This window comes from Bacteroides cellulosilyticus (genome assembly GCF_020091405.1).
Taxonomy (GTDB): domain Bacteria; phylum Bacteroidota; class Bacteroidia; order Bacteroidales; family Bacteroidaceae; genus Bacteroides.
This window is the reverse complement of record NZ_CP081903.1, coordinates 4,320,813-4,347,213: the sequence shown is the minus strand read 5'-3', so window position 1 is coordinate 4,347,213 and position 26,401 is coordinate 4,320,813. Positions and strand designations below refer to the sequence as shown.

12 protein-coding genes are annotated in these 26,401 nt (G+C 45.5%); 1 reads left to right on the top strand and 11 read right to left on the bottom strand.

The genetic code is table 11. From position 1 onward, the window contains the following. The first annotated feature begins 126 nt into the window (after window positions 1–126). A complete protein-coding gene (locus tag K6V21_RS16135) occupies window positions 127–3,993 on the top strand; it encodes a family 78 glycoside hydrolase catalytic domain (RefSeq protein WP_224319256.1) in 3,867 nt (1,288 codons plus the stop codon). A gap of 212 nt (window positions 3,994–4,205) precedes the next feature. Here the strand turns inward: K6V21_RS16135 and K6V21_RS16130 are convergent, their stop codons facing one another. The 11 genes from K6V21_RS16130 to K6V21_RS16080 all read right to left on the bottom strand — a co-directional run bounded on the left by K6V21_RS16130 (window position 4,206) and on the right by K6V21_RS16080 (window position 26,348). Next, window positions 4,206–5,051 carry a DUF4469 domain-containing protein gene (locus K6V21_RS16130; protein ID WP_224319255.1) on the bottom strand — a complete coding sequence of 282 codons (846 nt, stop codon included), beginning with the start codon at window positions 5,049–5,051 and terminating at the stop codon, window positions 4,206–4,208. Window positions 5,052–5,431: 380 nt separating this feature from the next. Then, window positions 5,432–7,378: a DUF3826 domain-containing protein gene (locus tag K6V21_RS16125; RefSeq protein WP_224319254.1), complete on the bottom strand. Its 1,947-nt coding sequence runs from the start codon at window positions 7,376–7,378 to the stop codon at window positions 5,432–5,434. A gap of 14 nt (window positions 7,379–7,392) precedes the next feature. Next, the gene (locus K6V21_RS16120) at window positions 7,393–8,730 is read right to left on the bottom strand and encodes a glycoside hydrolase family 28 protein (RefSeq protein ID WP_224319253.1); all 1,338 of its coding nucleotides are present in this window, start codon (window positions 8,728–8,730) and stop codon (window positions 7,393–7,395) included. A gap of 17 nt (window positions 8,731–8,747) precedes the next feature. After that, window positions 8,748–11,540, bottom strand: coding sequence for a glycoside hydrolase family 78 protein (locus K6V21_RS16115; protein ID WP_224322059.1), 2,793 nt, complete (start codon window positions 11,538–11,540; stop codon window positions 8,748–8,750). A gap of 247 nt (window positions 11,541–11,787) precedes the next feature. Further along, window positions 11,788–15,108, bottom strand: a complete 3,321-nt coding sequence (locus tag K6V21_RS16110) for an MGH1-like glycoside hydrolase domain-containing protein (protein WP_224319252.1) — start codon at window positions 15,106–15,108, stop codon at window positions 11,788–11,790. A gap of 29 nt (window positions 15,109–15,137) precedes the next feature. Beyond that, window positions 15,138–16,067 carry a glycoside hydrolase family 43 protein gene (locus K6V21_RS16105; RefSeq protein ID WP_224319251.1) on the bottom strand — a complete coding sequence of 310 codons (930 nt, stop codon included), beginning with the start codon at window positions 16,065–16,067 and terminating at the stop codon, window positions 15,138–15,140. A 153-nt stretch (window positions 16,068–16,220) separates the two neighbouring features. Beyond that, on the bottom strand, window positions 16,221–16,892 hold the full coding sequence (locus K6V21_RS16100) for a DUF3826 domain-containing protein (RefSeq protein WP_224319250.1): 672 nt from the start codon (window positions 16,890–16,892) through the stop codon (window positions 16,221–16,223). A gap of 2 nt (window positions 16,893–16,894) precedes the next feature. Then, on the bottom strand, window positions 16,895–18,622 hold the full coding sequence (locus K6V21_RS16095) for a polysaccharide lyase (protein WP_224319249.1): 1,728 nt from the start codon (window positions 18,620–18,622) through the stop codon (window positions 16,895–16,897). Between the two features lie 185 nt (window positions 18,623–18,807). Continuing rightward, window positions 18,808–20,889, bottom strand: coding sequence for a RagB/SusD family nutrient uptake outer membrane protein (locus tag K6V21_RS16090; RefSeq protein ID WP_224319248.1), 2,082 nt, complete (start codon window positions 20,887–20,889; stop codon window positions 18,808–18,810). 30 nt (window positions 20,890–20,919) lie between these two features. Then, window positions 20,920–24,321, bottom strand: a complete 3,402-nt coding sequence (locus tag K6V21_RS16085) for a SusC/RagA family TonB-linked outer membrane protein (protein ID WP_224319247.1) — start codon at window positions 24,319–24,321, stop codon at window positions 20,920–20,922. A 746-nt stretch (window positions 24,322–25,067) separates the two neighbouring features. After that, on the bottom strand, window positions 25,068–26,348 hold the full coding sequence (locus K6V21_RS16080; RefSeq protein WP_224319246.1) for a histidine-type phosphatase: 1,281 nt from the start codon (window positions 26,346–26,348) through the stop codon (window positions 25,068–25,070). Window positions 26,349–26,401: the final 53 nt, after the last annotated feature.

Here is a 26,401-nt window from a genome sequence, read left to right as displayed (position 1 = left end):
AGGAGAATAAAGATACTCCGCGTTCGTCCGCCTCATCCGCGTCGTCCGCGTACCCATTCCCGCCCGCTAAATTATCATTTATAAAAGTAAACTTGAACTATTACTCAATATCATAACGCAATCAATATGAATAAGAAGATATCAATATCCCTACTTTCCCTACTCCTCCTTGCCTGTACGGCACACGCAGCCTTGCGCGTCACCGACCTGCGAACAGAGCAATTGAAGAATCCACTGGGAATCGACATCCGCCACCCCCGTCTGGGCTGGCGTATCGAATCGGACGAACAAAATGTGATGCAAACCGCCTATCATATTCTTGTAGCCTCCTCCCCCGAACTCCTGGCACAAGACAAAGGAGACTGTTGGGATTCGGGCAAGGTGAAAACAGACGCTTCCCAATGGATCACTTATCAAGGTGAAACGTTGAAGCGTAACACCCCTTACTACTGGAAAGTGAAAGTCTATACCCATACCAATGAAACCGACTGGAGCGAACCCGCCTCCTGGAGCATGGGACTACTGAACGAAGCCGACTGGCAAGGGCAGTGGATCGGCCTGGACCGCCCCGCCCCCGGTGACAGCGAGACACAATGGAGCCGCCTTGCCGCCCGCTACCTCCGCAAAGAGTTTGCACTGACCAAAGAAGTGAAACGAGCCACGGTACACATTGCCGGAATGGGACTTTACGAACTCTTTATCAACGGTCAGCGCATCGGTGAGCAAGTCCTGGCACCCGCCCCTACCGATTACCGGAAAACTATTCTGTACAACACGTATGACGTCACCCCGCAACTCCGAAAAGAAAATGCCATCGGTGTCATCCTCGGCAACGGACGCTTCTACACCATGCGCCAGAATTACAAACCCTACAAGATACCTACTTTCGGCTATCCCAAACTACGCCTGAACCTGATTGTTGAATATACGGACGGCAGCAGACAGACAATCGCCTCGGACATTTCCTGGAAACTAACCACCGAAGGCCCTATCCGCAGCAACAATGAGTACGATGGCGAAGAATACGATGCACGCAAGGAATTAGGAGACTGGAACCGGACAGGCTACGATGATACGAATTGGATATCCGCACAGCGCGTCAGCATTCCCTCAGGAACCTTGCGTGCGCAAATGATACCGGGCATGAAAGTTACGGAAAGCCTGAAACCTGTTTCTATCCGGAAACAGGGAGGCAAACACATTTTGGACATCGGCCAGAATATGGCAGGATGGCTACGTATTCGTATCAAAGGCCAGGCAGGAGACAGTATCCGTCTCCGCTTTGCCGAGCGCTTGCAACCGGATGGCGAAATCTTTACGAAGAATCTGCGCGATGCACATTGCACGGATATATATGTTGTCAGCGGACGTGAACCACAAGATGCCACCTGGGCTCCCCGCTTTGTATACCACGGTTTCCGCTATGTGGAAATCAGCGGTTATCCCAATGCCAAGGCCGAAGATTTTACGGCAGAAGTAGTAGATGACGAAATGGCTCATACCGGGACCTTCACCGGCTCGGATGAAACACTCAACCAGGTATTGCGCAATGCCTTCTGGGGTATCCGCAGTAACTATAAAGGTATGCCCGTCGACTGCCCGCAACGCAACGAACGCCAACCCTGGTTGGGCGATCACGCGATGGGTTCCTGGGGTGAAAGCCTGTTTTTCAACAATCATGCCCTATACAACAAATGGACACGTGATATTCGTGAAGCACAGCGTGAGGACGGCTGCATCCCGGATGTAGCTCCGGCCTACTGGAATTACTATTCGGATAACGTCACCTGGCCGGCTACCCTCCCCCTGGTATGCGACATGCTTTTCACCAACTACGGTGACCGGCGCGCAATCGAAGAAAATTATCCGGCTTTAAAGAAATGGGTATCTCATATCCGCGAGTATTACCTGAACCGGGAATTTATCATCACCAAAGACAAATACGGTGACTGGTGCGTGCCTCCCGAGTCTTTGGAAATGATTCATAGCAACGACCCTGCCCGCAAAACGGATGGTGCACTTATAGCTACCGCCTATTATCTGAAAGTCCTGCAACTGATGCATCGTTTTGCAAGCCTGCAAGGCCTCACCGCCGAAGCCGAAGAATGGGGAGCACTGGAACGTAAAATAAAAGATGCCTTCAACGCACGTTTCCTTCATGTGAAGGAGGGTACTTCGCCCGTACCCGGACATACTTTATATCCGGACAGCATCTTCTACGGTAACAATACGGTTACCGCCAATATCCTGCCGCTTGCTTTCGGACTTGTCCCCAAACACTACATTGACGAAGTTGCCAAGAATACCGTGGCTACCATCATCACTACCAATAAGGGACATATCAGCACCGGAGTCATCGGTACGCAATGGTTGCTGCGCGAACTAAGCCGCCGTGGCCATGCCGATGTCGCCTATCTTCTGGCCACTAATAAGACTTATCCTTCGTGGGGATATATGGCCGCGCAAGGCGCCACCACCATCTGGGAACTCTGGAATGGCGACAAAGCAAATCCCGGAATGAACAGTGGAAACCACGTCATGCTCTTAGGCGACCTGCTTCCCTGGTGCTTCAACAATCTGGCTGGCATCCGTGCCGACCGTTGGAAGCCCGGCTACAAACATATCATCTTCCAGCCTGCCTTTGACATTCAGGAACTAAGCAATGTAGATGCATCCTACACAAGTATCTATGGAAAAATAACCAGCCGGTGGACAAAGACCCCGACACATCTGGAATGGGACATTGAACTCCCCGCCAACACTACAGGCGAGGTATATCTTCCCGACGGGCGGAAAGAAATGGTAGGTTCAGGCAAGCATCACTTCAGTGTAGATATTCCTACCCGGCATGCAGCTATCCTGAGTGACGAGTTCCTATATGAGAAAGCCTCCTTCCCGGAATGTCATGGAGCCACCATCGTAGAATTGAAAAACGGAGATCTTGTCGCTTCATTTTTCGGCGGTACCAAAGAGCGCAATCCGGATTGTTGCATCTGGGTGTGCCGCAAGCCGAAAGGCGCCAAAGAATGGACCTCTCCGCAACTCGCTGCCGACGGCATATTCTCAATAAAAGATGCGCAGGCAACTTTGGCAGGCATTGATTCCACTTGTACTCCTGTGACAAATGCCCGGGGAAAGCTGATTGCCCGTCGGAAAGCTTGCTGGAACCCGGTACTTTTCCAGATTCCGGGAGGTGATCTGATTCTCTTCTATAAAATAGGCTTGAGCGTAGGCGACTGGACAGGCTGGCTCGTACGCTCTCGCGATGGAGGAAAAACCTGGAGCAGGCGTGAACCGTTGCCGGAGGGCTTCCTCGGTCCTATCAAGAATAAACCGGAATACATTAACGGCCGTATCATCTGTCCTTCCAGTAGAGAAGGCGGCAAGGGATGGCGCATTCATTTCGAAATTTCCGATGACAACGGCAAGACCTGGAAGACAACGGAATCACTGGCTGCGGAACTTTCCGTACTTACTCAGCACCGCAAAAAAGGAGGTGTCAACGTAGATGATCAGGAAGGCGGCGAAGCCGTCGAAGGTGAAGGTGCAAAGCCAATATATGCGATACAGCCCAGCATACTGGTGCACAAAGACGGAAGATTACAAGTATTGTGCCGCACACGCAATGCCCGGATTGCCACCGCCTGGAGCAATGATAATGGCGATACCTGGAGCAAAGTAACACTTCTGGATGTTCCGAATAATAATTCGGGAACAGATGCCGTAACATTGCAGGACGGTCGCCATGTGCTCATCTACAATAATTTCTCGACACTGCCCGGCACACCGAAAGGACCTCGAACTCCTCTCTGCGTAGCCATTTCAGAAGATGGTATAAATTGGCAACCTGTGCTTACATTGGAAGACAGCCCTATCAGTCAATATTCCTATCCAAGTATTATTCAGGGAAAAGATGGTAAGCTGCATGCTGTTTATACATGGAGAAGGCAGCGGGTTAAATATGCGGAAATAGATTTATCAAAACTTCGATAGGGCTTTTCCGGGTATAGTCCACCACAGAGAGTAACCCATCCGAAAAAAAAGGCTGTACCGCGAACCGGATACAGCCTTTATTGGTGTTAGTCGGGAGATAATTATTCTCCGGTCCGTTGAATACCTATTCTCCGGTCCGTTGAATACCTATTCTCCGGTCTGTTGAATACCTATTCTCCGGTCTGTTGAATACCTATTCTCCGGATTCGGTATTAGCCAAGTGGATTTTCATCCAGACCGCCTCCACCGGTGTTTCCTCCCTCGCCACCTCCACCTTCAGGAACTACACCTATATATATAGGGCGTTGCAATTCGAAGGTACGTGCCGCCTTCGTCTGGTAGTTTCCGTGGGTGTATTGCGTAGTCACCTTCACCGTCCACTGCCCCTCGGTGATGCCGGCAGGCAGCACGAATTGCAGCTTCTTGGGCGTGTTGGGACTGACGCGTGAGGCTGGAATGAAGAACGATTTCGAAGCGTCCGCCACGGAAGTCAGCGTGATACCCACCGAGGCGTCTTTTCCCACCAGTTTCAGTCCGTTGCCTGTGATGACAGCCATGCCGCTGGCACCCATCGGGGCACGGGTGGTGGCGTCAGCGTCGGCATACTCGGCGCTCACCATGCCGGCAATGTGCGGACCGGTGGCGGCGGGTTGCATGAAGAGCGTCAGTTTGGTCTGTTCCATAGCCTGTTTCAGGGCGATTCCGGGGCGCAGGCTGGCGTAGACTTTCACTTTCTCGCGGTCCACCGGGATAGAGAGTTCTTCTTCCATGATGACACCGCTGGCCATGGGTTGCACGTAGCACAGCTGCGTGGCGATGTTGTAACCGCTGGCGACGGCTGCGGCCACGGCCTGCGCCTGGAGGTCGAAGAGGTGACGGATTTCGCTTTTGTTGTACTTGCCGCTCAACAGAGCCACGTCGGCAGCAATGTCGTCATCAGTCAACGTTTGCTCTTTGGTGTTTACTTTCACGGTGTAGTCCGTGTCGATGTCAGGGGTCAGTTCGTTGAGGTAGGCCTTCAGGTCCAGCTCGTTCTTGTAAGTTCTTGTTTCAGCCATAATGAATGGAGTTCTTGTTTGTGAGGCTGCGTGTCCGTCTCGTTCAGATGGCGAAGGCGTGGTCTCGGATTAATAAATGTGTATCGTTATACCGGCTTCTTCTTCCTTGCGGCATTGTCGTCGAGAGGGGGGAGATGGGAGTATGTTTCGTCCGTTTGATTTTGAAGGACAGGCAAAGATAGGCTTTTCTTTTAAACAGGGAAGAGGAAAGGCTGACTTCTTTTGAAAACAAGTGAATCTATTCTCTTCCTTTCTGAGCGGTTATGAATCTTTTCACCACAGAGGACACAGAGAACGCAGAGTTTTTAGACTTCTAATTCAGAGATAATTATAACCTCTGTGCTCTCTGTGTCCTCTGTGGTGAAATAATTCCTTTCTTTTCACTTTTCCGCCTTCCTCTTATTTACATAGTCCTTGAACATCTGACGCCAGTTACGGCCATGCTCATTAAAATACTGCTCACACTTGGTTTTATAGATTTCGAAGATTGCGGAAATCTGCTTCATGTTCTTATAATCAATAGCCTGTTCACGAGCCAACTTCAACTGTTCCAGCACAAAAGCCGTTTCCTCTTCCGTCATGTCGGGAACAATAGCCTGATATCCCTTTAAAGTGAAAGCCACTTTACCAACCGTATATTTATCAAGAATCTGTTCCACCTGTTCTTCTGTCAGCACTCTGCGTAAATCTTTCATCAACTTTTCATGAACTTCTTCCGGCATGGCAGAATCGGCTATCATTTCACGGTCCAGCTTGCTCAGCGGTTTACCGGTCAGAGGATTGATACCGGCAGGAATAGTAGTATAAGGATGTTCATTATGCCAGTCGCGAACTTTACGCAAATGATTGTACACAGCGGTTGCAGCAAAACCGGCTTTCTTGTCATCATCCAGATTCAGAGAAGCTACCCATTCGTTTGCCTTTTTCTCAAGAGAAGCATCTGATTTCAATCGGGCAAAAGCTTTCTTATCAAAGTAGGCGGCTATTCCATCAAATGAACGAACCGCGCTTTCCGGAAGCAACTCACCTTTCTCGCCAAAACTATACATGGCAGATTCCGGCTCAATAGTGATTTTACTCTCATCCAGCATCTTCTTATCCAAATCGAAGACTTCGGCAAAGAAATCATAAACAGCGTTCCGCTTATTGGGACCGAAATCATGCTTCTCTTTCGGCAGATGTACATTCACCACTTTATCTTTTGCACCGTAAAATCCATAAACACGTTGCAGATAGGGAAATTCCAGCGTAGGGACGCTTGCAGTCCAATCTCCGCCATCAGACACTACCAACTGCGGACGAGGAGCAAAAATTGCAGCCAGTTCGGCATTGCAGGTTCCTCCCGCAGCAAGCTGGATAGGCATACCACTCTCACAGGGACACCCTCCGTCGAAATGAGAGGCAAGGCTCACCACCGGTGCCGAAGCCGTAAAACGCCCGTCGAGCACGCTCAGCAAAACAGTTTGCGTCCCGCCACCGGACCCTCCGTTTACTCCGATACGGTTCACATCAATATCTTTACGGGAAGCAAGCATATAGTCAAGAATCAGAAGTCCGTTCATAGCCTGAATGGTATGCGCCGCACTGCTGCGATGTGCCGCACTGCCCACCTGCAAGGCGGACTCTCCCCAGCCGAAAAGATCATAATCCACACAAACGGCACCCATACGCGCCAGGGTTCCCATACGCTGCTGCTGGTCTTCGCGATAACGCCCGCCACCGAAATGTCCGTTCGGACAGATGATAAGCGCATGTTTCCCTTTCGATTTAGGGACATAAACGGAACCGCAGACGTAGAGTCCGGGAAGCGTTTCGAGTGCAAAATTCTGTACCGTATAGCCGTCAAATTTCCTCACCTTCGAAAGAACCGGCTTTGACTTCACACATTGAGCCAGCAAAGCGTCAATGCCTAAACGCCGACGAACCTCTTTTCTCAAAGAATCGGCACGGAGTTCCAAAGCCTCTTTATCCGCATAAAGGGAATTGAGATAGGCCAGCATTTTTTCACCATCAGCATCCGTCCGGCGGGGATATTCGTATGCTTTCAACTTATACATATCCGCCCCCTGCTTGACAAATTTGTAATCGAAAGGTGACAATACATTCGTCAGGGATTCTTCTACTGAATAAGGACGGATACGAAAATCCGCGTATGGCAATACTTTTCCTACCGTATCTATGTCATACTTCAAACGAATGCCAAAACGTTGTTGAATATCCGCCAGTACTTCATTCAGCGGACGGGCAAATGCCGTCTCATAAGTTTGCGTTTGTGCTTCTGCCGAAAGAGATGCGGCAAGAAGCACGGAGAAAATAATTCGTTTCATATTTCTGTATCATGTTATTTAAGTTTCACTTCTTCACCGTTGACGTTGACATCATCCAGCGTAATACGCTCGCAGTCTTCAAACACACACTTCTGCCCGGCACCCCGGATATGGATGTCACGCAGTACAATGTCGGATATCGGAGCTTCTTCCAGGCCGGCAATCTTTATCGGAGTTTTAACGTCCGTCACAGTCATCCCGCTGATGTGCACATTACGAAATATGGGAGTACGCTCGCTCTTGGGTTCGAGAGGCATCTTGCTGTACTTCAAATCCAGAATCACGGCTTCCTGTTTGATATTGCTCATCACAATATTGCTGACACGGATATCTTCGACGACTCCTCCCCGCCCGCGGGTCGATTTAAGCCGGATGCCACGGTCGGTTCCATCAAAAATGCAGTTGGAAATAGCCACTTTACGGACTCCTCCGCTCATTTCACTGCCAATCACTACTCCGCCATGTCCGGCAAGCATGATACAATTGGTTATTGTAATATTCTCACAAGGTACTCCCAGACGGCGTCCTTGCGCATCCCGACCGGATTTAATCGTTATACAATCGTCGCCTACCGAAATGTGGCAATCGCTGATATGCACGTTCCGGCAAGATTCCGGATTAATTCCATCCGTATTGGGAGAAGGTACGTTATGAATGGTGATTCCTTTTACCACCACGTTCTCACAAAACTCTGGATTCACCGTCCAGAATGGAGAATTGATAATCTTCACACCCTCTATTCTGACTCCCTTACAACGGACAGTCTGTATGAATGGAGGACGGAAGAAACGACGTTGCAGCGTACCGACATAGTCTTCGTTCGTATCAGCATAAATGGCCTTCGTATCGTTCTCCTTATCCCACATCGGCTGGTATTTATTTATATCGCGAACGCCGTTATCTCGCAGGTCAATCATGACGCGAAAGAACTCCATCCACCACTTCTTGCCCTGGCCATCCAGAGTTCCTTCTCCCTTGATGGTGATGTTCTCCGCGTCTACGGCATAAATCAAAGGCTGGAAGCTCTTCATCATCACCCCTTCGTAACGCATCTCCACAAAAGGCAGGTAATCGTCAAAGTTATCGGAGAACAGCAAGGTGGCCCCTGCCTCCAGTTCGAGGGTTATGTTACTTTTCATACGGATGCTTCCTGTCAGATAAGTTCCGGCGGGAAAGTAAAGCGTTCCTCCGCCATTGGCATTCAGGCGGTCGATGGTAGAGTTTATCAGCCGTGTATTCAAGGACTTCCCGTCTGTTGCCGCACCTGCCTTAATCATATCCACCCGTTCCGCACGGAGCGCAATAGTTACACAAAAACAGAAGAGGGAGAAAAGGGTTATTCTGAGTTTCATAGTCATATTGTTATTGATTATTTTTCGTTCACTACCCATTGATAGGTTCCGCTTTGTACTTCTTTCGGCGCTATCTCTCCGGGAAGGGTAACGACTGCGGTTGTATTTACCGGAACAGAAAGATTCAACGTAAACGTTCCACTCTCATGAGTCCAGTCTACAGCTATCACACCGTAAGGAGTATCATAAGAGCATTTCACATATTTCAAGTCACCAACCGGTTTCGGGGCAATGCCAACAATCTGGTATCCATTCTTAACATACGGACGGATTCCGGCCAGCGAATTGAAAAACCATTCATCAATCTGTCCCATCATAAAGTGATTCCAGGAAGAGCCTTGGCGGGGGTCCCACTGTTCCGTCAGAGTTGTGGCGCCAAACTTGAGTTGGAAGCCATATCCGGGTGCTTCTTCGTGGTTGAACATCTTATAGATAAGTTCATCCGCACCGTAATTGGCCAACGTCTGGATCAGATAGCGGTTGCCTACATCACCGGTGGTCAACCGGTTGCCATGGGCTTCCACATCTTTCACAAGGTTCATGAAGACCTTCCGGTTCAGGCGATGATCCATTTCATAGATGCCCTGGTGTCCGGCGCTTTGAGTGAGCCGGAGGAAAAGCGGCAATGCATTGCTGCACTGGCTTCCCGTGCCGTATTGTGCCGTATCATGATTCAGAAAGCGTTCATTAAACGCAACCATGATGTCGTATGCCAAAGAACTGTAATATCTGACATCATAATCATTACCTACAATAGATGCCGCTTTAATTAAATAGTCAACGCTCATGTAATAGTGCGCCGTGGCTACCAACGGAACCGGTGTATTCCGGGAGAAACCGGCACGGAAATCCCCGTAATCATACCAGTCGCCCAGGCCGAAAGAAAGGATATGGCGGTCGGCGCGGGTGGAGAGATAGTCTACATAGCGGCGCATATTCTGATAGTATTTCTTTATCAGTGAATCGTCTCCGTATGTTTCATAATACATATACGGAAAAATGACCAAAGCTCCTCCCCACTCCGGAGATTCGGCAAAAGCGTCCATTCCCGGACCTTCAAAAACCACATATTCCGGTGCAGTCGTAGGCATCGCTCCATTGGCATGCTGGGCATCTGCCATATTCCGCATTATCTGAGGGGCAAAGGCTGTGAGATCATAATTATAGAGCAAGCCCGGGCCATTGAGGTGCACCTGTTCCAGCCAACCCAGCTTTTCACGATGGGGACAATCCGTAAACACCGACTGCATATTGCTGCGCACAGCTTTCTCTATCAGACGATGAGCCGCATTGAAGATGGGGTTGGAACACTCGAACGTAGATACCTTTCGTGCCGAGTTATAAACAAAGCACGATTGAATGTTTTTCAAGACAGGCAGTTTTCCCGGATTCTTCTGTCCCTTCAGCACCGCCCCTTCCACCTGGATGTAACGATAGCCATAATAAGAAAAACGGGGATGCCAAGTCTCGTCGCCTTCACCTTTCAAGGTATATTCATAATAATGCTGGCGTCCCGTCTGACGCTGATTGCAAGCACCTTCATCGGTCAAGGCCTCGGCAACTATCAAAGTGACCTTTTGCCCCCGCTTTCCACGCACGGTAATCTCCGGGAAACCAGCCAGATTCTGCCCCATATCCAGTACAAAGGCAGAAGGATCGACCGTTCTTTTGGTTGATTTACAGGCAGAAAGAATCTGTTCAGACGTAAGTTTCGTCACCTTCTGAATGTCATAGCGCTCCATAATCTTTACCGGAGCCGCCTTCTGCGGACGAAGCATTCCCTTCGGAGCTTCCTGAACCACTACCGGACGCCATTGCCTGTCATTGAAACCGATTTTATTCCATCCTTCCTGTTCACGGCGCGCATCATAATCTTCTCCCCCGTAAATGCAATTAAAAGTGATAGGGCTCAAATCGTATTTCCAGTCGTTATCCGAATAGATTGTCTCCCGCGTTCCATCCTCATAATTAATGACCAATGAAAACAAAAGAGTCGGAGCTCCGAAACTTATCAGCAATTTACGATAACGCCCGCCCTGCACATTATAAAAGCCGTTACCCAACAAAACACCGGCGACATTTTCACCTTTCTGCAACAATTCCGTTACATCATACGTATTATAATACACGCTTTTATCATAATCGCTCCAAAGCGGGGCAAACTCACTGTCGCCTACTTTCTTCCCGTTCAGGGAGAATTCATAAAATCCCAGACCACAGACTGATGCGGTGGCTTCCACCACTTTCTTATCAGTCCTGAACTCCCGGCGCAGACAAATGCTTTTCTTAGCCAATGTGTCCACAGCCGCCCAGGCCGCTTTAACTTCCGGCTTCTTCAACTCTGCGCCATGAAATCTCCGTCCTTCGGGCAGACGGGCATCTTCACGGGTGATGGCGCCAATCCATTTTGCAGAAGATAAACTTTCGGGAGCTAAACGGAATTTCGCCTCACGGCTCCACTCGGACGGCGCATCTGTTTCATCCCAAACGCGCACACGCCAAACATAACTATAGGGACTGTAACGATGAATGTCAGCCTCCTGAGTGGATATTAACTGGCTTTGAGAAGACTTGACTTTTCCGCTGTTCCAGACAGAACGTCCCGTGCAGGCTTCACGAATTTCAACCTGATAGGCGGTCTGCCTCGTCCCGTTTTCGGATGACGACATAGCCCATCCCAGACGGGGATAACCCTCAACAATCACCATTCCCTCCTGCATTTCACAAGTGAGGCGGCTAACCGTTATATTCTTTGCCTGCGCCAGACAAGGCAAACAAAGAAGAAGAAGAATATATCTTTTTAAAACCATCATTAGTCTATCTCTATTTCAGTAAGTAATCACATCAGTCTTATACAATAACGAAGCCCCGTGAAGCTGCCTGAAAAACGCTTGCGCGGGCGCTTAAAAATGCTTGCGCTTCCGGTTGAAAATGCTTGCGCTTCCAGTTAAAACTCCTTGCGCTTCCATTTTTAACTGCGTGCGCACGCAGTTTTGACCCCCTGCGCAAGTGCTTTTCCGGCGGCTTCACGGGGCTTCGTTAAATTATCATTTGCCATCATTTCAATGCATGTTCACAAACAATCCTCGTCAATGTATCCGCATGTCCCACTTCTTTTCCATCTACAAAGATGCGCAACCCTTTTCCCCGGTGGTAACGATCACCGTACTTATCCCAAAGAATAGTAAGATTATGCCCGTGATACAAAACATTGTCCAGACAGAACCAATCCCATCGATCCGCCGGTATCAGCGGATTCACCTCTACCGTATCGTCCAGACGTGGGCGAAGTCCGATTAAACCCGTAATCATCAAATCATTGAAAGTGGAATGGTTGTAGTAACGGCTTCGTTCCTGGTCGCCTTTCAGCCAATAACCAGTCACTTCATCCAGATATTCGCCGATATAAGGCCGTCCGCGATGATATTGCGATTCCACATACAGCTCCATCTGACGAAAATAGACACTGTCTGACAACACAGTCTGCGGATAGTTATTCATGAAATTAGCCATAGCCGTGAGAGTCTGTGCCGAAGCAAACGGCCAGATTGCACCGTCCCACTCGCATTTACCTACTCCGTGTGTGCGGAATTCAGGATGGCGGCGTTCGGCTGTTGTCAATCCGTAAGGGGCGGAGAATCCCTTCTCGTCCATAATCTCTTTCCAGGCGACTGCATATTGTCCGGCTGTGTCCGGCAAATTAAAATACCAGGGAATATAACCGATAGCTTCGCGCACATTTGCGGAAGAATCCGTACGCATGGTTTCAAAAAACTGATGACGCGTATTCCACAGTTCACTCTGAACCAGACCTCTCAGTGTGTCCGCCTTCATTCCATATTTCATAGCTCCTCCCTCATCACCGGCAAAGATACCCATCAGCGAAAGCGCCTTTGCATTGCCATACATATAGCTGTTGATCGTGGGGCGTGCATACTTCTTTCTACGACCGCCGCTGATAGACTCTTCCATACCGTCCTGCACGTCTCCCTGCCAATACAGTCCATTCTTCAAACGGTTTGTACGCTCCCAACGTTCATATTCCGTTTCCAGGTCCTTCTTCATGTCCAACATGAAATCCCTGTCCGCATCCACCATATAGCGGGCCAGCACGGCATCCGCATTCCAGGAACTGAACTTATCCATTTTCTTCATCGGACCACCTTCGTTACCACGATACCAGGTGTGAATAATCTGATCCAGATACTCGGGATTGCGCAGCCAACGGCTTTCATAAATATGATGCCCGATAGCACAAGCAATTAAATTGTATTTGTCGGCGTATGAACGCTGCACAAGGAACTCCGTCATGCCGTAACCGGCAGGAGTCTGTTTGATATGTTTACGTAGCGACCACCAACGGTAGTAATACATCTCTTCAAAATTACGTTGCGGGCACTCAAACAAAGGAATATTTTCTTCCATCCACTCCGAAGCTTTCGCATTTGGAATAGCCTGGGCTATATTCTCATCTTCCATTCCATTGAAATAATCCACATAATGCTTAAAATCCGCATAGTTCAGAAAAGCGGCTGTTGCATCTTTATCGGCAGAAGAAGTCTTCACATTGGCAATACGATATTCAACCAAAGCCTCCCGGGCACCTGCATCCGGAAGATCGTATGTCTGGTCGGCAGGAGTATCTACAGTGGGGAATGTGCGTGGCGCTCCAGTGCGGAAAGCTATTCGCTCGATAGAGGCTACAGGGGCAAAGAACATGCGGAGGCCCACTCTTTTGCCATCCACATAAACCTGGATGTTACGGTCGGCAACCGAAAGAACAGCCTCGACATGATAAGTCTTTCCCGGCTCATACTTCATCATATTTCCGAAACGCGAACCGCCCTTGGCACGGAAAACGCCATCGGGAGTCAGTTCCAGCCGCGAACAGGCAATGCTGTTCTCATCCAGAAAGTCAATCTGAAGCGTACCTTTATCATTCTGTCCGGCCTGCAAATCAAAGGTTACTTTCAACTCTTTGGAAGCCGGAATTTTACGTTCCACCTTTGCATAATCAAAAGGATCTTTATCCTGCAGGCGCAGCCATTTCCCATCCAAAGAGACCGGCGCCCAAACCGGAGAATAAATATTCCAGTTCGTCAGTCCTGCAATGGTCTCATATCCGGAGAAATTATCATCCGCATGCGCGGACGCCTTCAGTTCTACGGGAACAGGAATACGGGATATCCACATGTCTTCCTTATTCACGCTGTAGGAAACCCACAAGTCACCATCGGCAGGTACTCCGTTTCCTTCCTGAATGCCACGGGCATATTGCGGGCCGTAAGATTTGTAATTCCCACCATAACGCATCGGAGGAATCTCACCATGCACCAGGTTCAGAGTCGTATATTCCAACCCATCTTTGCTCAGGGAGATTGCCAGCGGCCAGCGAAATTCCGACGGATTATACACGGTAGCATACATACCGTCGCTCAGACGCTGCCCCCAGATTTTCGCATTACTGTTGACAAAACCTTTGGCACGAAGCACAGGCTCCGCCCAGGTATGTCCGCCATCTTCACTGATGGAAGTCAGGGCATGTTTCCAAAGGCTGGCAATACGCCCATCGGGTAATGTATAACAGTTGAACGCTTTATATCCCTTTTTCAAAGGAATAACCGGGTCTTCCCGGTCAGCTTCCTCCACCCATTGCATCATATACAACGGATTATCCAGAATTTCCTGACAAGCTTTTACGAACTCACGATCCTTACTTTTCCTGAAATATGGATAGTCAGTATTCTTTTCGTTGAACCCGTGGTTATAATAAATAAAATAGATCGGTCCGAAAGAACCATCTTTATTTATTTCGCGTACCACACGTCCAATTCCATTTCCATCATTAGGGTCATCCTTTTTATCCAAGGCAACTCCATAATTTCCCATTGTAATCAGCCGGCCCGATTTGGAAACATAAAATCCTACACGCTGGTGCATGATTGCAATCAAATCTTTAGCCTGTATGCACGGACGAGACTCTTTTGTATATCCATCCGGTACCTTATAAGGTGGAAACACTACTTCCGGATTTGTCCACTGATAACCATCTTCAGAGGTCATCAGGAAAGTCTGCGAAGGCGGGATGTGCTCATCCGAAGGGTCAGACAGGTACTGATAATAAAACTGCCCGTTCCAATATGCCAGCATCGGCTGGTGATTATAAGTCCACCCGGCACCGTTAGATGCATCAGGGTTTTCACGGTTGGCACGTACCAACTGTATATTGTGCACTCCCACCACCGGAGACAACTGTCCGTCATGATAGGCAGGATTCGATAATTCCGTTCCTGTATAGTGGATTCTATCCTGCGCAGAAACTGTTGCTGCCAGCCATCCGGCAGCCAATACAAAAAGAAGTTTTGTGGAGTTATTCATGATTACGGTTTATTGTTTCGGATTTATAATTATTTCTTCTTATTCCCCTCAAGTAAAGCCTTGACAAGTGACTCCGGAGCTTTGAAGATAGTCCCGTGTTTATGTCCCACAGGTATGCTTACGTTTCTGGTTTCATCGGTAAAGTTAATAAAATCCCGGGTACGTACGGCTCCGTATATTTTTTTTCTGTAAACATCAAAATAAACAAGGTAATCCTCTCCTACTTTCTCTACCGACGGTCCCTCTACAAAGGACTCGGTAAACGGTTGCGAAGCTGGAGAATAAGGTCCTGTAAGTGAGTCGGCGAAAGCTACTTTCAAGTTACGTTCGGGGCGTGTATTATCTTTAAGCACCATTACGTAATCGTTTTTCGCACGTTTCAGGATGGTAGCGTCAATCGAACTGAATCCCGGATCATATAAAAGTTTGGTTTCCGATATCGTCTTAAAATCTTTCGTTGTGATGTAATATAAACGATGATTATTTTCTTCTTCCTCTATTCCTCTTTCAAAGCGACCCGGGACACAAGATGCCCAAACAACCATAAATTGTCCGTTCTCATCATCATAAAAAATCTCCGGCGCCCATACATTGACAGTCGTCGGTTCATCAGCCATTACCGGAATCATTTGTTGCTCCGACCAGTGGACCAAATCTTTGGAATGTGCATAGCCAAATCCAAGATCTCCCTTCCAACTGGTAGTCCATACCAAGTGATAGGTTCCATCCGGGGTACGCACCATTGAGGGGTCACGCATCAACTGTTGTTGCCCCAATGCCGGTTTCAGCCAGACACCGGGGATGCTATCCCAATGCATACCATCTTCACTATATAAATATCTTAACCCTTCATCAGCGGGCTCATGGAATGAAGTAAACATATAATAGTCTTTGTTTCCCCCACAAGAAGCTAAAAACAAGATGCTTATTGCAGCTAATGTATTTCTAAATTTCCTCATTTCTATAAATCTTTTATTCGATATTATATTATATATGCAGAGTAGACGGTGGAAAAAGAGATTTGTACTCAAATAGAGGTGGAAGTTTCAACAACAAAAAAGGCAACCTTACAAGTTGCCTTTTTCCACATCAAACACTAACCATTATGGCGTTTACAGAGAACCTCCACGTGCCTTCACACGTTTATACCACTCTTCACGCTCTTTCTTCAAATCATATCCACGTTTAGTAAGATAATTATTGATTCGCCCTTTGTACTTGCCGAAAAAAGCATGTTTCCTATCTGAGTTTTCAGCATCAATGGCAAATTCACGGGCCTCTTTCAGCCAAGCATAAATCTGAGCCTTTTCATCTTCCTTAAGAGAAGGAATCATGTCGAGATGCGATTTATAAGTTATTTCCAGAACTCCATACGTCATCCCGTCTTTCACTCCTTCTATTTGTTCCTCATTCAGAAAAAGGGACAATTCTGCAGGAAAAGCGAAATGAATCCGGTAGAGAGCTGCATCTTTAGCGTCTTCTGCAGCTTTCAACGCATTATTTTTCGCATCGCCAGTCAATCCCGACTCTTTGATTTCTTTTATTTTCGCATCACGTACCTCATAAATGTCATTCAATGTGAAGTAGCGATTGGCAATAACATTGCGTACATCTTCAGCTACCTTCGCATCATTAATGCCAAGTTTATCCACAATTTTCTGCGAGCGTTTCACAATGGATTCTACATATTCAGGATCACGATTCTCTTTGTCCAGATCAATGGCTTGAGCGGTAAACGCCCATCCGGTAAGAAATAACAAAGAGAGTAACAGTATCTTTTTCATAATTACATTAATTTACCTTTTTCAGCCAATGTATCGTAGTTATTTTTCATATCAGTCCAGTCAATCCTATTCTTGGTGCTGATACCATTGATGTATTTCTCAATATTGGTATATCCATCGCCGGTGCAGTCTTCATTCGCATCACTCGGATCATTCGGATTCAGCCCATTCTCTATTTCCCATTTATCAGGCATACCGTCGCCATCTGTATCAACGTATGGAGTACCTTTATATTCAGGATAACCACCCATCTGGCGAATATCAGTAATAATCCCCGATTTATAAGAATCTTTCGGCAAACGACGATACTTAAAATAACCTTCTTCATCTTGAGATTTCGGTGCTAACCCCCATCTATCTCCATAAGCATCTTTGGGAAGTTTCTTTTCATAATAAGCCACACCGGTCTTCACTTCCTCAATAACTCGCTCATCAACAATGTCACGACAAGGGATATTGGCGCCCACATATTTCAAGACATAATCATAAGCATCATTAGCAGACATAATATTGATATAAGGCATAACGAAAGGCCGATAAGCACGCATTTGATCGGTATATCCCTCAGTATCCTTTTGAGTTTCAATCTGGATACCACCTGCCCAATTGTCTTTAGTTATTTCAGGATACCCTTCCATTACATTACCATCTGCATATACACGACCATATACTTTATAGTTCAACTTACTACGCCCGGCTTCCGGTTTCAAAATACGATGTCCCACCGGAGAATCTTTCGGAGTCAACGGTCCTGGTTTATAATAATTATTGACCACATTGAACATCGCACGATAATCACCGCCATCCATTGAACGGTGTACCCAATTATACACAACGTTATTCACAAAATTGAAAATGCCATACCAGCCGACAGAGGGATTACGTCCAGCATTACTGGCCCAAAGATTGCGCATAAAGGCACAGTTCTCACCACCCAAGGTACTACCGAAAGCATGATTATATGTATCCAGTGCCTTAGCGGAAATTGTATTTTGAATGGTTACATTGACAGTCGGAAGTTTCTCATCTTTATAGCCTTCGCCCGGACTGTACATGTGACGATAGAAAGAAATATTCTCATCCAGCCCCCAGGTACATGAGCAATGGTCAATCATAATATTGCCAATCGGATTACCTCCAAATGAGTCGTCACGGTGGTGGACTTTCGTTTCACCACGACGGAAACGCATGTGGCGTACCACTACATCATGAGTATCCACCCAAAATGACTCTCCAGCAATACAAACTCCATCTCCCGGAGCTGTTTGTCCGGCTATCGTTACATAAGGAGCACGAACAATAATGGGAGATTCTAAACGGATAATACCCGCTACATTGAATACAATGATACGTGCACCACCTGTTTCGCAAGCTTCACGGAAAGAACCGGGACCACGATCATTCAAATTGGTTACTGTAATTACTTTACCACCACGACCTCCAAGCGCATACATACCACCACCCTCAGCTCCGGGGAAAGCGGGAATGCCGGCTTGAGGAAGATCATCCGGACGAGAAGCCCATTCAATATATGGACGACCTTCCCGAGCCTCTTTCTCAACAACAGGCCGTGCTTTTGCCCAAGCTTCATCCGAACGTTTCCGTTCTTCAGTTATCATTTTCTTATAAGTCTCCTTAGCTTCATCCGTTAATTGCGGGTATTGTGCCCATGCAATAGTCGGAGTCAGCATTGCGGCAGTACAAACTATTAGTATTACTTTCTTTTTCATTGTTCTCTTATATATTAATTATATGTATTTATTAGACGAAGATAAAAATGTTTTGTAATCACATGAAACTTTTTTAATCGCAAAATAATCGATAACTTATAACAGCAATCATTCTAATAAAAGCTGCCAGATGGAAATCACCTGGCAGCTTTAAGCGATCTTAAACAAAAAATTTCAAGAGCGATTTATGGAAGTAGACTTCCGGTACCAATAGGATTAAATGTTCCCTCAGAACCATAATAATCTGACCAACCAATATTTTGTTGCAGTTTAGTACCTGTTTGCAATACATTCTGCTTAATACCCAAGAAATAATATTTATTCAAGTGTGTAATGTAAAACACAGGTGTACTCGTACCGTCAAGCTGATCATTAACTACACGATTCAAATTGTTTTCATAGAATTTATCCAAGGTAGCAATCTGACTTTCCCAATCTGAATCTGAAGCATCCGGATCAAGACTGATTTGCGTGCGATCCGATGATCCTAAGTATTCTGCAGCTTCCGGATTGAATGGATCATAATCCTTACCAGCTTTACTATTTGTGTAGAGTTCCGGTTTTACAGCCAGAATAATGCCATGTCTGCGTGTCTGATTTCCACTGATAGGAGCAATACCCAGACGAGTACAAGTACCATAGCTGTCATCCCATAAGAGCCAACGACGCATATCGTCAAATCTTTTTCCTTCATAAGCCAACTCTATCTGGCGTTCATAAAGGATAGCACCCATTAAGGCATCACCTGAAAGAGTGGAAGGAAAGCCGCAGTTGCCTGTATAACCTACACGTTCACGAATATATTTCAGGAATGTTAATGCAGTGGCATCATCTCCTTTTCCACAAGCCGCCTCAGCTACATTCAGAATAACTTCCGCCATACGTATTTCCATATATGGACTACCGCTCTGTGAGAATACTCCGCTACTAAGATTGGATGTATTGTAAGCATTCGGGTCAGTACGTTTACGTACAAAGATACTTGAACTGACATCACCGTCATAAAGTGCCGAATTACCCGGTTTACCTTCATTGGCTGCCGCAGCATCCTTAAACCATTGGTAATTCCATACTGTATATCTTTTATCTGTATTATAAGGCCAACAAACTCCATTAAATGCAAAGGTACGATAGAAGCGCGGATCACGATCTTTGTAGAACTTCAGCGGATCATATGTCAATGAACTTTCAGCAGGCTTCTTACCGTCAGCCATAGGGAACAAGTCTACCATTTCAGCTGTGGCAGCGATTCCACCACCACCTTTGATGTCTTTGGGACGTGCGCTTTGTTCCCAGCTATTATTGAACCTGAACTGATCGTCAGAGATATTATTGTATAATGTTATCAATACAGCCTCTTTGGACAATGGATTCACAAACATCTTTTCCCAGTCTTGCGCTCTCTTACTTGTTGCACTCACCAATTCTCTATCACCATTAGTAGTAAGTTCGTCATAAGCAGCCTTGTTTGCAGTATAAGCTGTCTCCCATCTTTTTTTATCGTTGGAACGATTGAACAATGGGCTTGCATAGAAAAGTAGCATGCGTCCTTTCAAAGCCATAGCCGCACCTTTGGTTACACGACCGTAATTTACTGACGGATCACTCCAAACAGATGGCAACAACGAAGCTGCATTATCTAAATCTTCACAGACAAACGTTACACAATCATCTGTAGAACTACGTTCAACATTCAAAGTAGATTCTTCTACCGTACCGTCGCCAATCGTAGGGTTTTGCGCATTCTTTATGATAGGCACTCCACCATAAGTGGTCACCAAACGGTAATACAACCATGCACGCCAAAAGTAAACCTGCCCTTTAAGAATATTTCTTTCTCCTTCCGACAATGTCCCCTTGTCAATATTGTCAAGGAACAGATTGCAACGACGGATATTCAACCATACACCGTTATTATTTGCCGGATCGTTGGAGCCATTAAAATAACAAGGTACATTGCTGGTAAGGATTTCAGCCAAACCAACAAATGGCGTAGAACCGGCATACTCCAGCGTTGATTTGGAAAAATCATCAGCCGAACCTGTACTACCATTCAATGCACTTACTCCTCCTACCTTGGGTTCAACCTGCCTGTGAATGTAATCCACACTTGCCTGCGCCATACTGAAATTACTGTATATTTCATCGTTGAAGCCATTATAGTCCTTCTTATCCTTCAAGAAGTCATCGCTACAGCCGCCTAGCAGAAACAATGCGCTAAAGGCAACTATTCCCACACCTTTATGTATGATATTATCTATTTTCATATTCTAATCTTATTTATATTATTACATCACTTAAAAAGAAAGATTCAATCCCACTGTCCAACTGCGCAATGCCGGGAATGTACCGTAACCGGTTAACGGGTCTGTATAATGTTCAGGATAAGGATTGAAGAAGCTGAACAGATTTGTTCCGCTCAGATTGATCTTACAACTTGAGATTCCCACTTTGCTCAACCATTCCTTTGGCAATGTATAGCCCAAAGACAGGTTGCGAACATACATACGGAACGAACTAACCTTCCAGAAGCTGGATGCCTCCTTGTTCATACTGTATTTCATATTAGGATATTTGGCTGTCAGGTTTTGCTTGGCCACCACATTGCCCGCATCGTCCACAACATCTTCGGGAACGAACATGTCTTTCCAATATATCGGAAGATTGGCACCATCTAATGAAGCCTCATTCATAAAGATATATGAACCTCCCGCATATGTAGAATATCCACCCCATGAGCTGGAGATGTTGGCATTCAGTGAGATTCCCTTCCAGCTACCGCCCAGAATCAGAGACATGCCGTAAGGATTGCTCTTTCTTTTGCTCAGTTGGATCATGTCCTTATCGTCTACAATACCGTCCGCTCCTTTATATGAGCCATCCAGATTCTGTTCGCCACGTACATCGCGGTATATCAACATACCCGGTTTAATCTGCTCCGGCTTATAGCCCATATATTGAGTAATATTGTTGTCTGCAACAAATTTGTCAATCTCAGCCTGATTGCGGAACATACCCAGACAATCATATCCCCATTGTCCCATATCAACCGGGCCATCACGATAGACATCTTTGTAAGTTGATATAGCCGGCCAGTCTTTTTTCCGATAGCGGGCATCACGCCATTGCCCATTCAGCTGAACAGAATAATTGAAGTCAGACACATGATCGCGCCAACCTAATGACAGTTCTACACCATAGTTATCTACCGCATCAAAATTCTCTGCCGCCGACTTGGCGCCTACAGTTACAGGTACACCACTACGCACTACCAACATATCGGTTCTTTTGTCCAGATAAGCATCGATACCTACCGATAAACGGTTCTTCAGGAACTTCATATCTATTCCCAGATTATATTTGTAGTCTTTATCCCAGTGCGCATCATAGTTAGGAGCTGCCTCGGTTTTCAAAGCCCAACCTAAGTTATTGCTCGGTGAAGTGCCAAATATTGCACCATAATTAGCCTGATATGTATATCGCTGACGCCACAACCAAGCCGCTGTATTATCCTGTCCCAAGATACCGAATGAAGCACGTACTTTCAGATAATCCATCCAATCCAGTTTATACCACTTTTCTTCTGAAACAATCCATCCCACGGAAATAGAAGGGAAGACTCCCCAATAATTGTCGGGAGCAAACTTGGTTGAAGCATCGGAACGAATCAGAAACTCGAACAGGTAACGGTTATCATAGGCGTAATTAATACGACCGATATAGGATAAATCACCGCTCTCGCTTCTCGACGTCTGGCTGCTTGAACTTACCGAACCTGTAGCTGTATTGGTTTCACCATTGGCAAGGTCACCATTGAGCGGACCTTCTTTCAATATACGAGAAAACTCATAATTCATTTCACGCTTTTCCATGGCAAACATAGCGCTTACCGAATGTTTTCCGAAATCACGTGCATAACTGGCTTGGAAATTGACCTGATAACTATCTGTACGGTCGAAGTCACGCAATACACGATTTCCATTATCAACTGACTGGGTTTTCATATTCGATGGCAAAGTCAGATTATTACTTGGTGCGCCTTCGTCAATATAAAGGTGATTACCGGAACCTCCACGAGTGGTAAAATAATAACCATCATATTTAGAACCTAATTGTCTTCCCTCAGTATTACCAATGGTTTTCGCATAGCTAAAACGCAATTTCAAACCTTTCAATGTCTCCAACCAGTCGAAATCATATTCCAACGAACCATTGATCGTCATATCTTGCGTCTTAGTCTGCTTTTGGTTACCTAAATCCTCAACGGCAAAATAATTGTAACGCAAATAATTAGAGTTTCCAAGAACGCTACTATTAGTATTTTTAGGTCCATATCTCAATAGCCAGATATCTTCGCCTTTGTCATTTTCTATCGACCATGGCACATAGCGCGGAGTAGTAAGCAATGCCAGATAATCGTTATCATCTTTCTCTCCGCCAATCTTATTGAAAGTAGTCTTCCTGTCGCCATAATTACCCGAAATAGACAAATTCACCTTCAGATGTTTAGCCATCGTTGTACTCATTCCTACGCGATAGTTCCAACGATCATAATCCAGCATACTCAGGTTACCTTCTTGCGTCTGATAAGAGATACTTCCGAAATAGGATGAACTGTTACCGCCACCACTGATATTCACATTATGCTTGGTACTATAGGCCGCAGACCAAGCTTTATCCAGCCAGTCATAGTTCATGCCTTTCATTGCCTCCAACTCATCCATTTGGAAGAGATCTTTCTTTCGGTTGCCGATTGACTCGTTACCATCCGCACCTTTAAATCCATTCCAGAATTGACCATACTGATATGCATCCAACATCTTAGGACGTGAGATCTCATCATTCATAGTCACCGATCCAGTGTAGCTGATACGAGGTTTCCCATCTACACTACCTTTCTTGGTAGTGACGATGATAGCACCTTGCGCACCACGTGCTCCGTATACTGCCGCTGCGGCATCCTTCAAAATAGAAATGGACTCGATCTCATTCGGATCGAGATTATTGAAAGCTTCCGAAGCTGAAATACCGTTACGCGGATTATCCGACTGAATAACACCGTCAATCACATAAATCGGTGCAGTGGTACTTCCTGAAACCCCTGTAGAGAACGGATCGCGAATAGTCATCGTTGCTCCAACACCTGGACGACCGTCACCTCCGCTAACGTTCAAACCCGCTACCGTACCTGCCAGCATTGCACCCATATTACTATAGGGCATTTCTTTCAGATCATTGGGATTAACCGTAGAGATAGAACCTGTCAAATGCGCTTTCTTTTGAGTTCCATAACCTACTACAACCACTTCGTCCAGAAGTTTGGAATCTTCTGCCAAGGTTATTTTTACAATACCATTTGCAGGCACAGCCACTACTTGTGTGACATATCCAATAAATGATATTTCAAGTTTAGCACTTGCCGGAATTACCAAACTGAAGTTTCCATCCAAGTCTGTAATTGTACCGGTATCAGTACCTTGCGCTTTTATATTCGCACCAATCACCGGCTCACCAGTCGTATCCACTACAGTACCTTTTACTGATTTTTGTTGCTGAACAACATTCAACGCAGGTGTATCTTCAAAGCTTTCTGCCCAAACCTGTACTGGTACGGAAAAAAGGAAAGAGAGGCAAATAATCTTTGCAGCGCTTAGATACCTGCTCTGTGTTTTTCTAGAAAAGATTTTTTCTTTTTTCATCTGTTCAATAAATTAAATTCAAAAATATAAAAACTCTTGATTGGACCCAATATCTACATTTTACAGATAAAGGACGAACAACTAAAAAATATGTAATCACCTGAAAAGAATAAAAAAAGAAAAGTTATCTATCTATTGTTCTATTGATAGAGAAAAAACAAAAACCTTAAATATCAAAATAACAGAAATACGACCCAGTTCATAACAATAATGACAGTATATCCACCTTTTAAAGAACATACCCTATTTCAAAAAATGATATTACAGAGTATTCTGTGTATAAACAAAGGATGATAATCCGCCATTTCTGCATATATTTGCACTTTTACAGGCATCTTATACAAAAAAGGGTTACTACTTAGAAGTGATATCATTACTACTTATGGGCAAAAGGGTTACTACTTCCGGCCAAAAGGGTTACTACTTACCGGTCACATGCTTACTTGCAGCACATTTTTCTCTTATTAACACACTTTTCAAGGAACATTCCTTTCCGAAAGAAATGTAATCATTTCGATATTACATTAATAATCCACCACTTGCCCATTTTTATTTGCGTATTTCCACCTTCATAGGCATTCTGTCGGAAACAACGAATTCTCAGCCTACAAAAAATACAATTTGTCAAAAAGTCAATGCTGTTCACCAAGAATATTTCAACCATAAACCTCTTACCTATTCCTACCTCTCTTATCACATATTATATACGAAAATGTGTGATGCCCATAAAACCTATTGCTTACGATCTATGGCAATTTCTTTAAAAGATTACGATAGTATATTTCAACATCTTTCCAATGATAGAAAGGAGTAATATCTGTCTCTATAGGAACTGCGACTTCTTTCTCACAATGCATAAACTTCACTATAATATCATCAGATGCTTTTTTTCTGAAGAAAACCATTTGAATGTTCGCAGCCATTGGAGTCACCTTGAAATTGCACCATGTCTGATAAAACTTATCAGGTTCTGTTTCAGCTTTCCACATATCTCCCAGTTGCAGTAATGCTACCAAAGGAATAATATTCCCATCATGCCCGAAACGTAATGTTGCAGTATTGGTTTCGGACTTAATAGCTTCATCAGCAGAGTCCAATATATTTTCAAGTAATGACTTTGCACTTGCTACCATTATTCCACCATTAATAGGTGCAGGACCGTCACATACATAATTATGATAATTACAAACTTGCCACAAATCAAATAATTCATCTTCCTCAAATATATCATAGAAGTCCACCCCTATCTCAACATTCTGCATATCGGAAGCTATCCAGTAAAGTCCCCACATCAATTCACCGGGATTTATATTTCTACGAATATAATCCGAACTACTAAACAAGGAAGTAATCAAACGATCGGGATGAGTATGACTTTCTTTAAATTTTCTATATTCCTCATACCAAATTCCTTGGTGTGAAACAAATTCCACAGCTTCCGGGGTATGATAATTCATATATTTCATATATTTAGCACAAGCTTCACGCTTAATCCGTAAAGCAGGATTCAACTCTTTTAATCGCTCACAAAATGCATCCATACTCAACACACAACGTAATACGGTTGTGGAACGCGCAGACATGGCAGGAGTCCCCTTGAAAACTTCAGGATAGTTCTGAAACATCCTTTCAGCTATTTCACGATGCTGTTTTACCCCCAAAGAAGTCAGGTCTCCTCCATGCCCTTCTGCGTCTTCCCATACTATTGCCATCCTTTTGCGGACATCATTACCCAAAGCAGTCAATGCTCCGGCTCGATGCGCTTTCTCAAAAATATCAACTACAGTCTTGTAATCTTGTTCCGACTGAATCCACCTCGATCCGTGTCGTGCATAATGACTGATGTAGAAAGGCTTATATCCTTTTGGAGCCGGAGTTACTATCGCTTCCTTCACAGGATAGGCATAATACACACCACCTGTTTGGGCTATATTTTCCAATATAGCCGCACGTGTGATTTGAGCAAAGCCGTTCAAATGAATTCCACACAAGAACATTAACACTATAAAATATTTAAAAAGCTCCATAGCCCTCATTTTTAGTTGATAATTCAAGTAAAAGCAAATTGATGATTTACTAA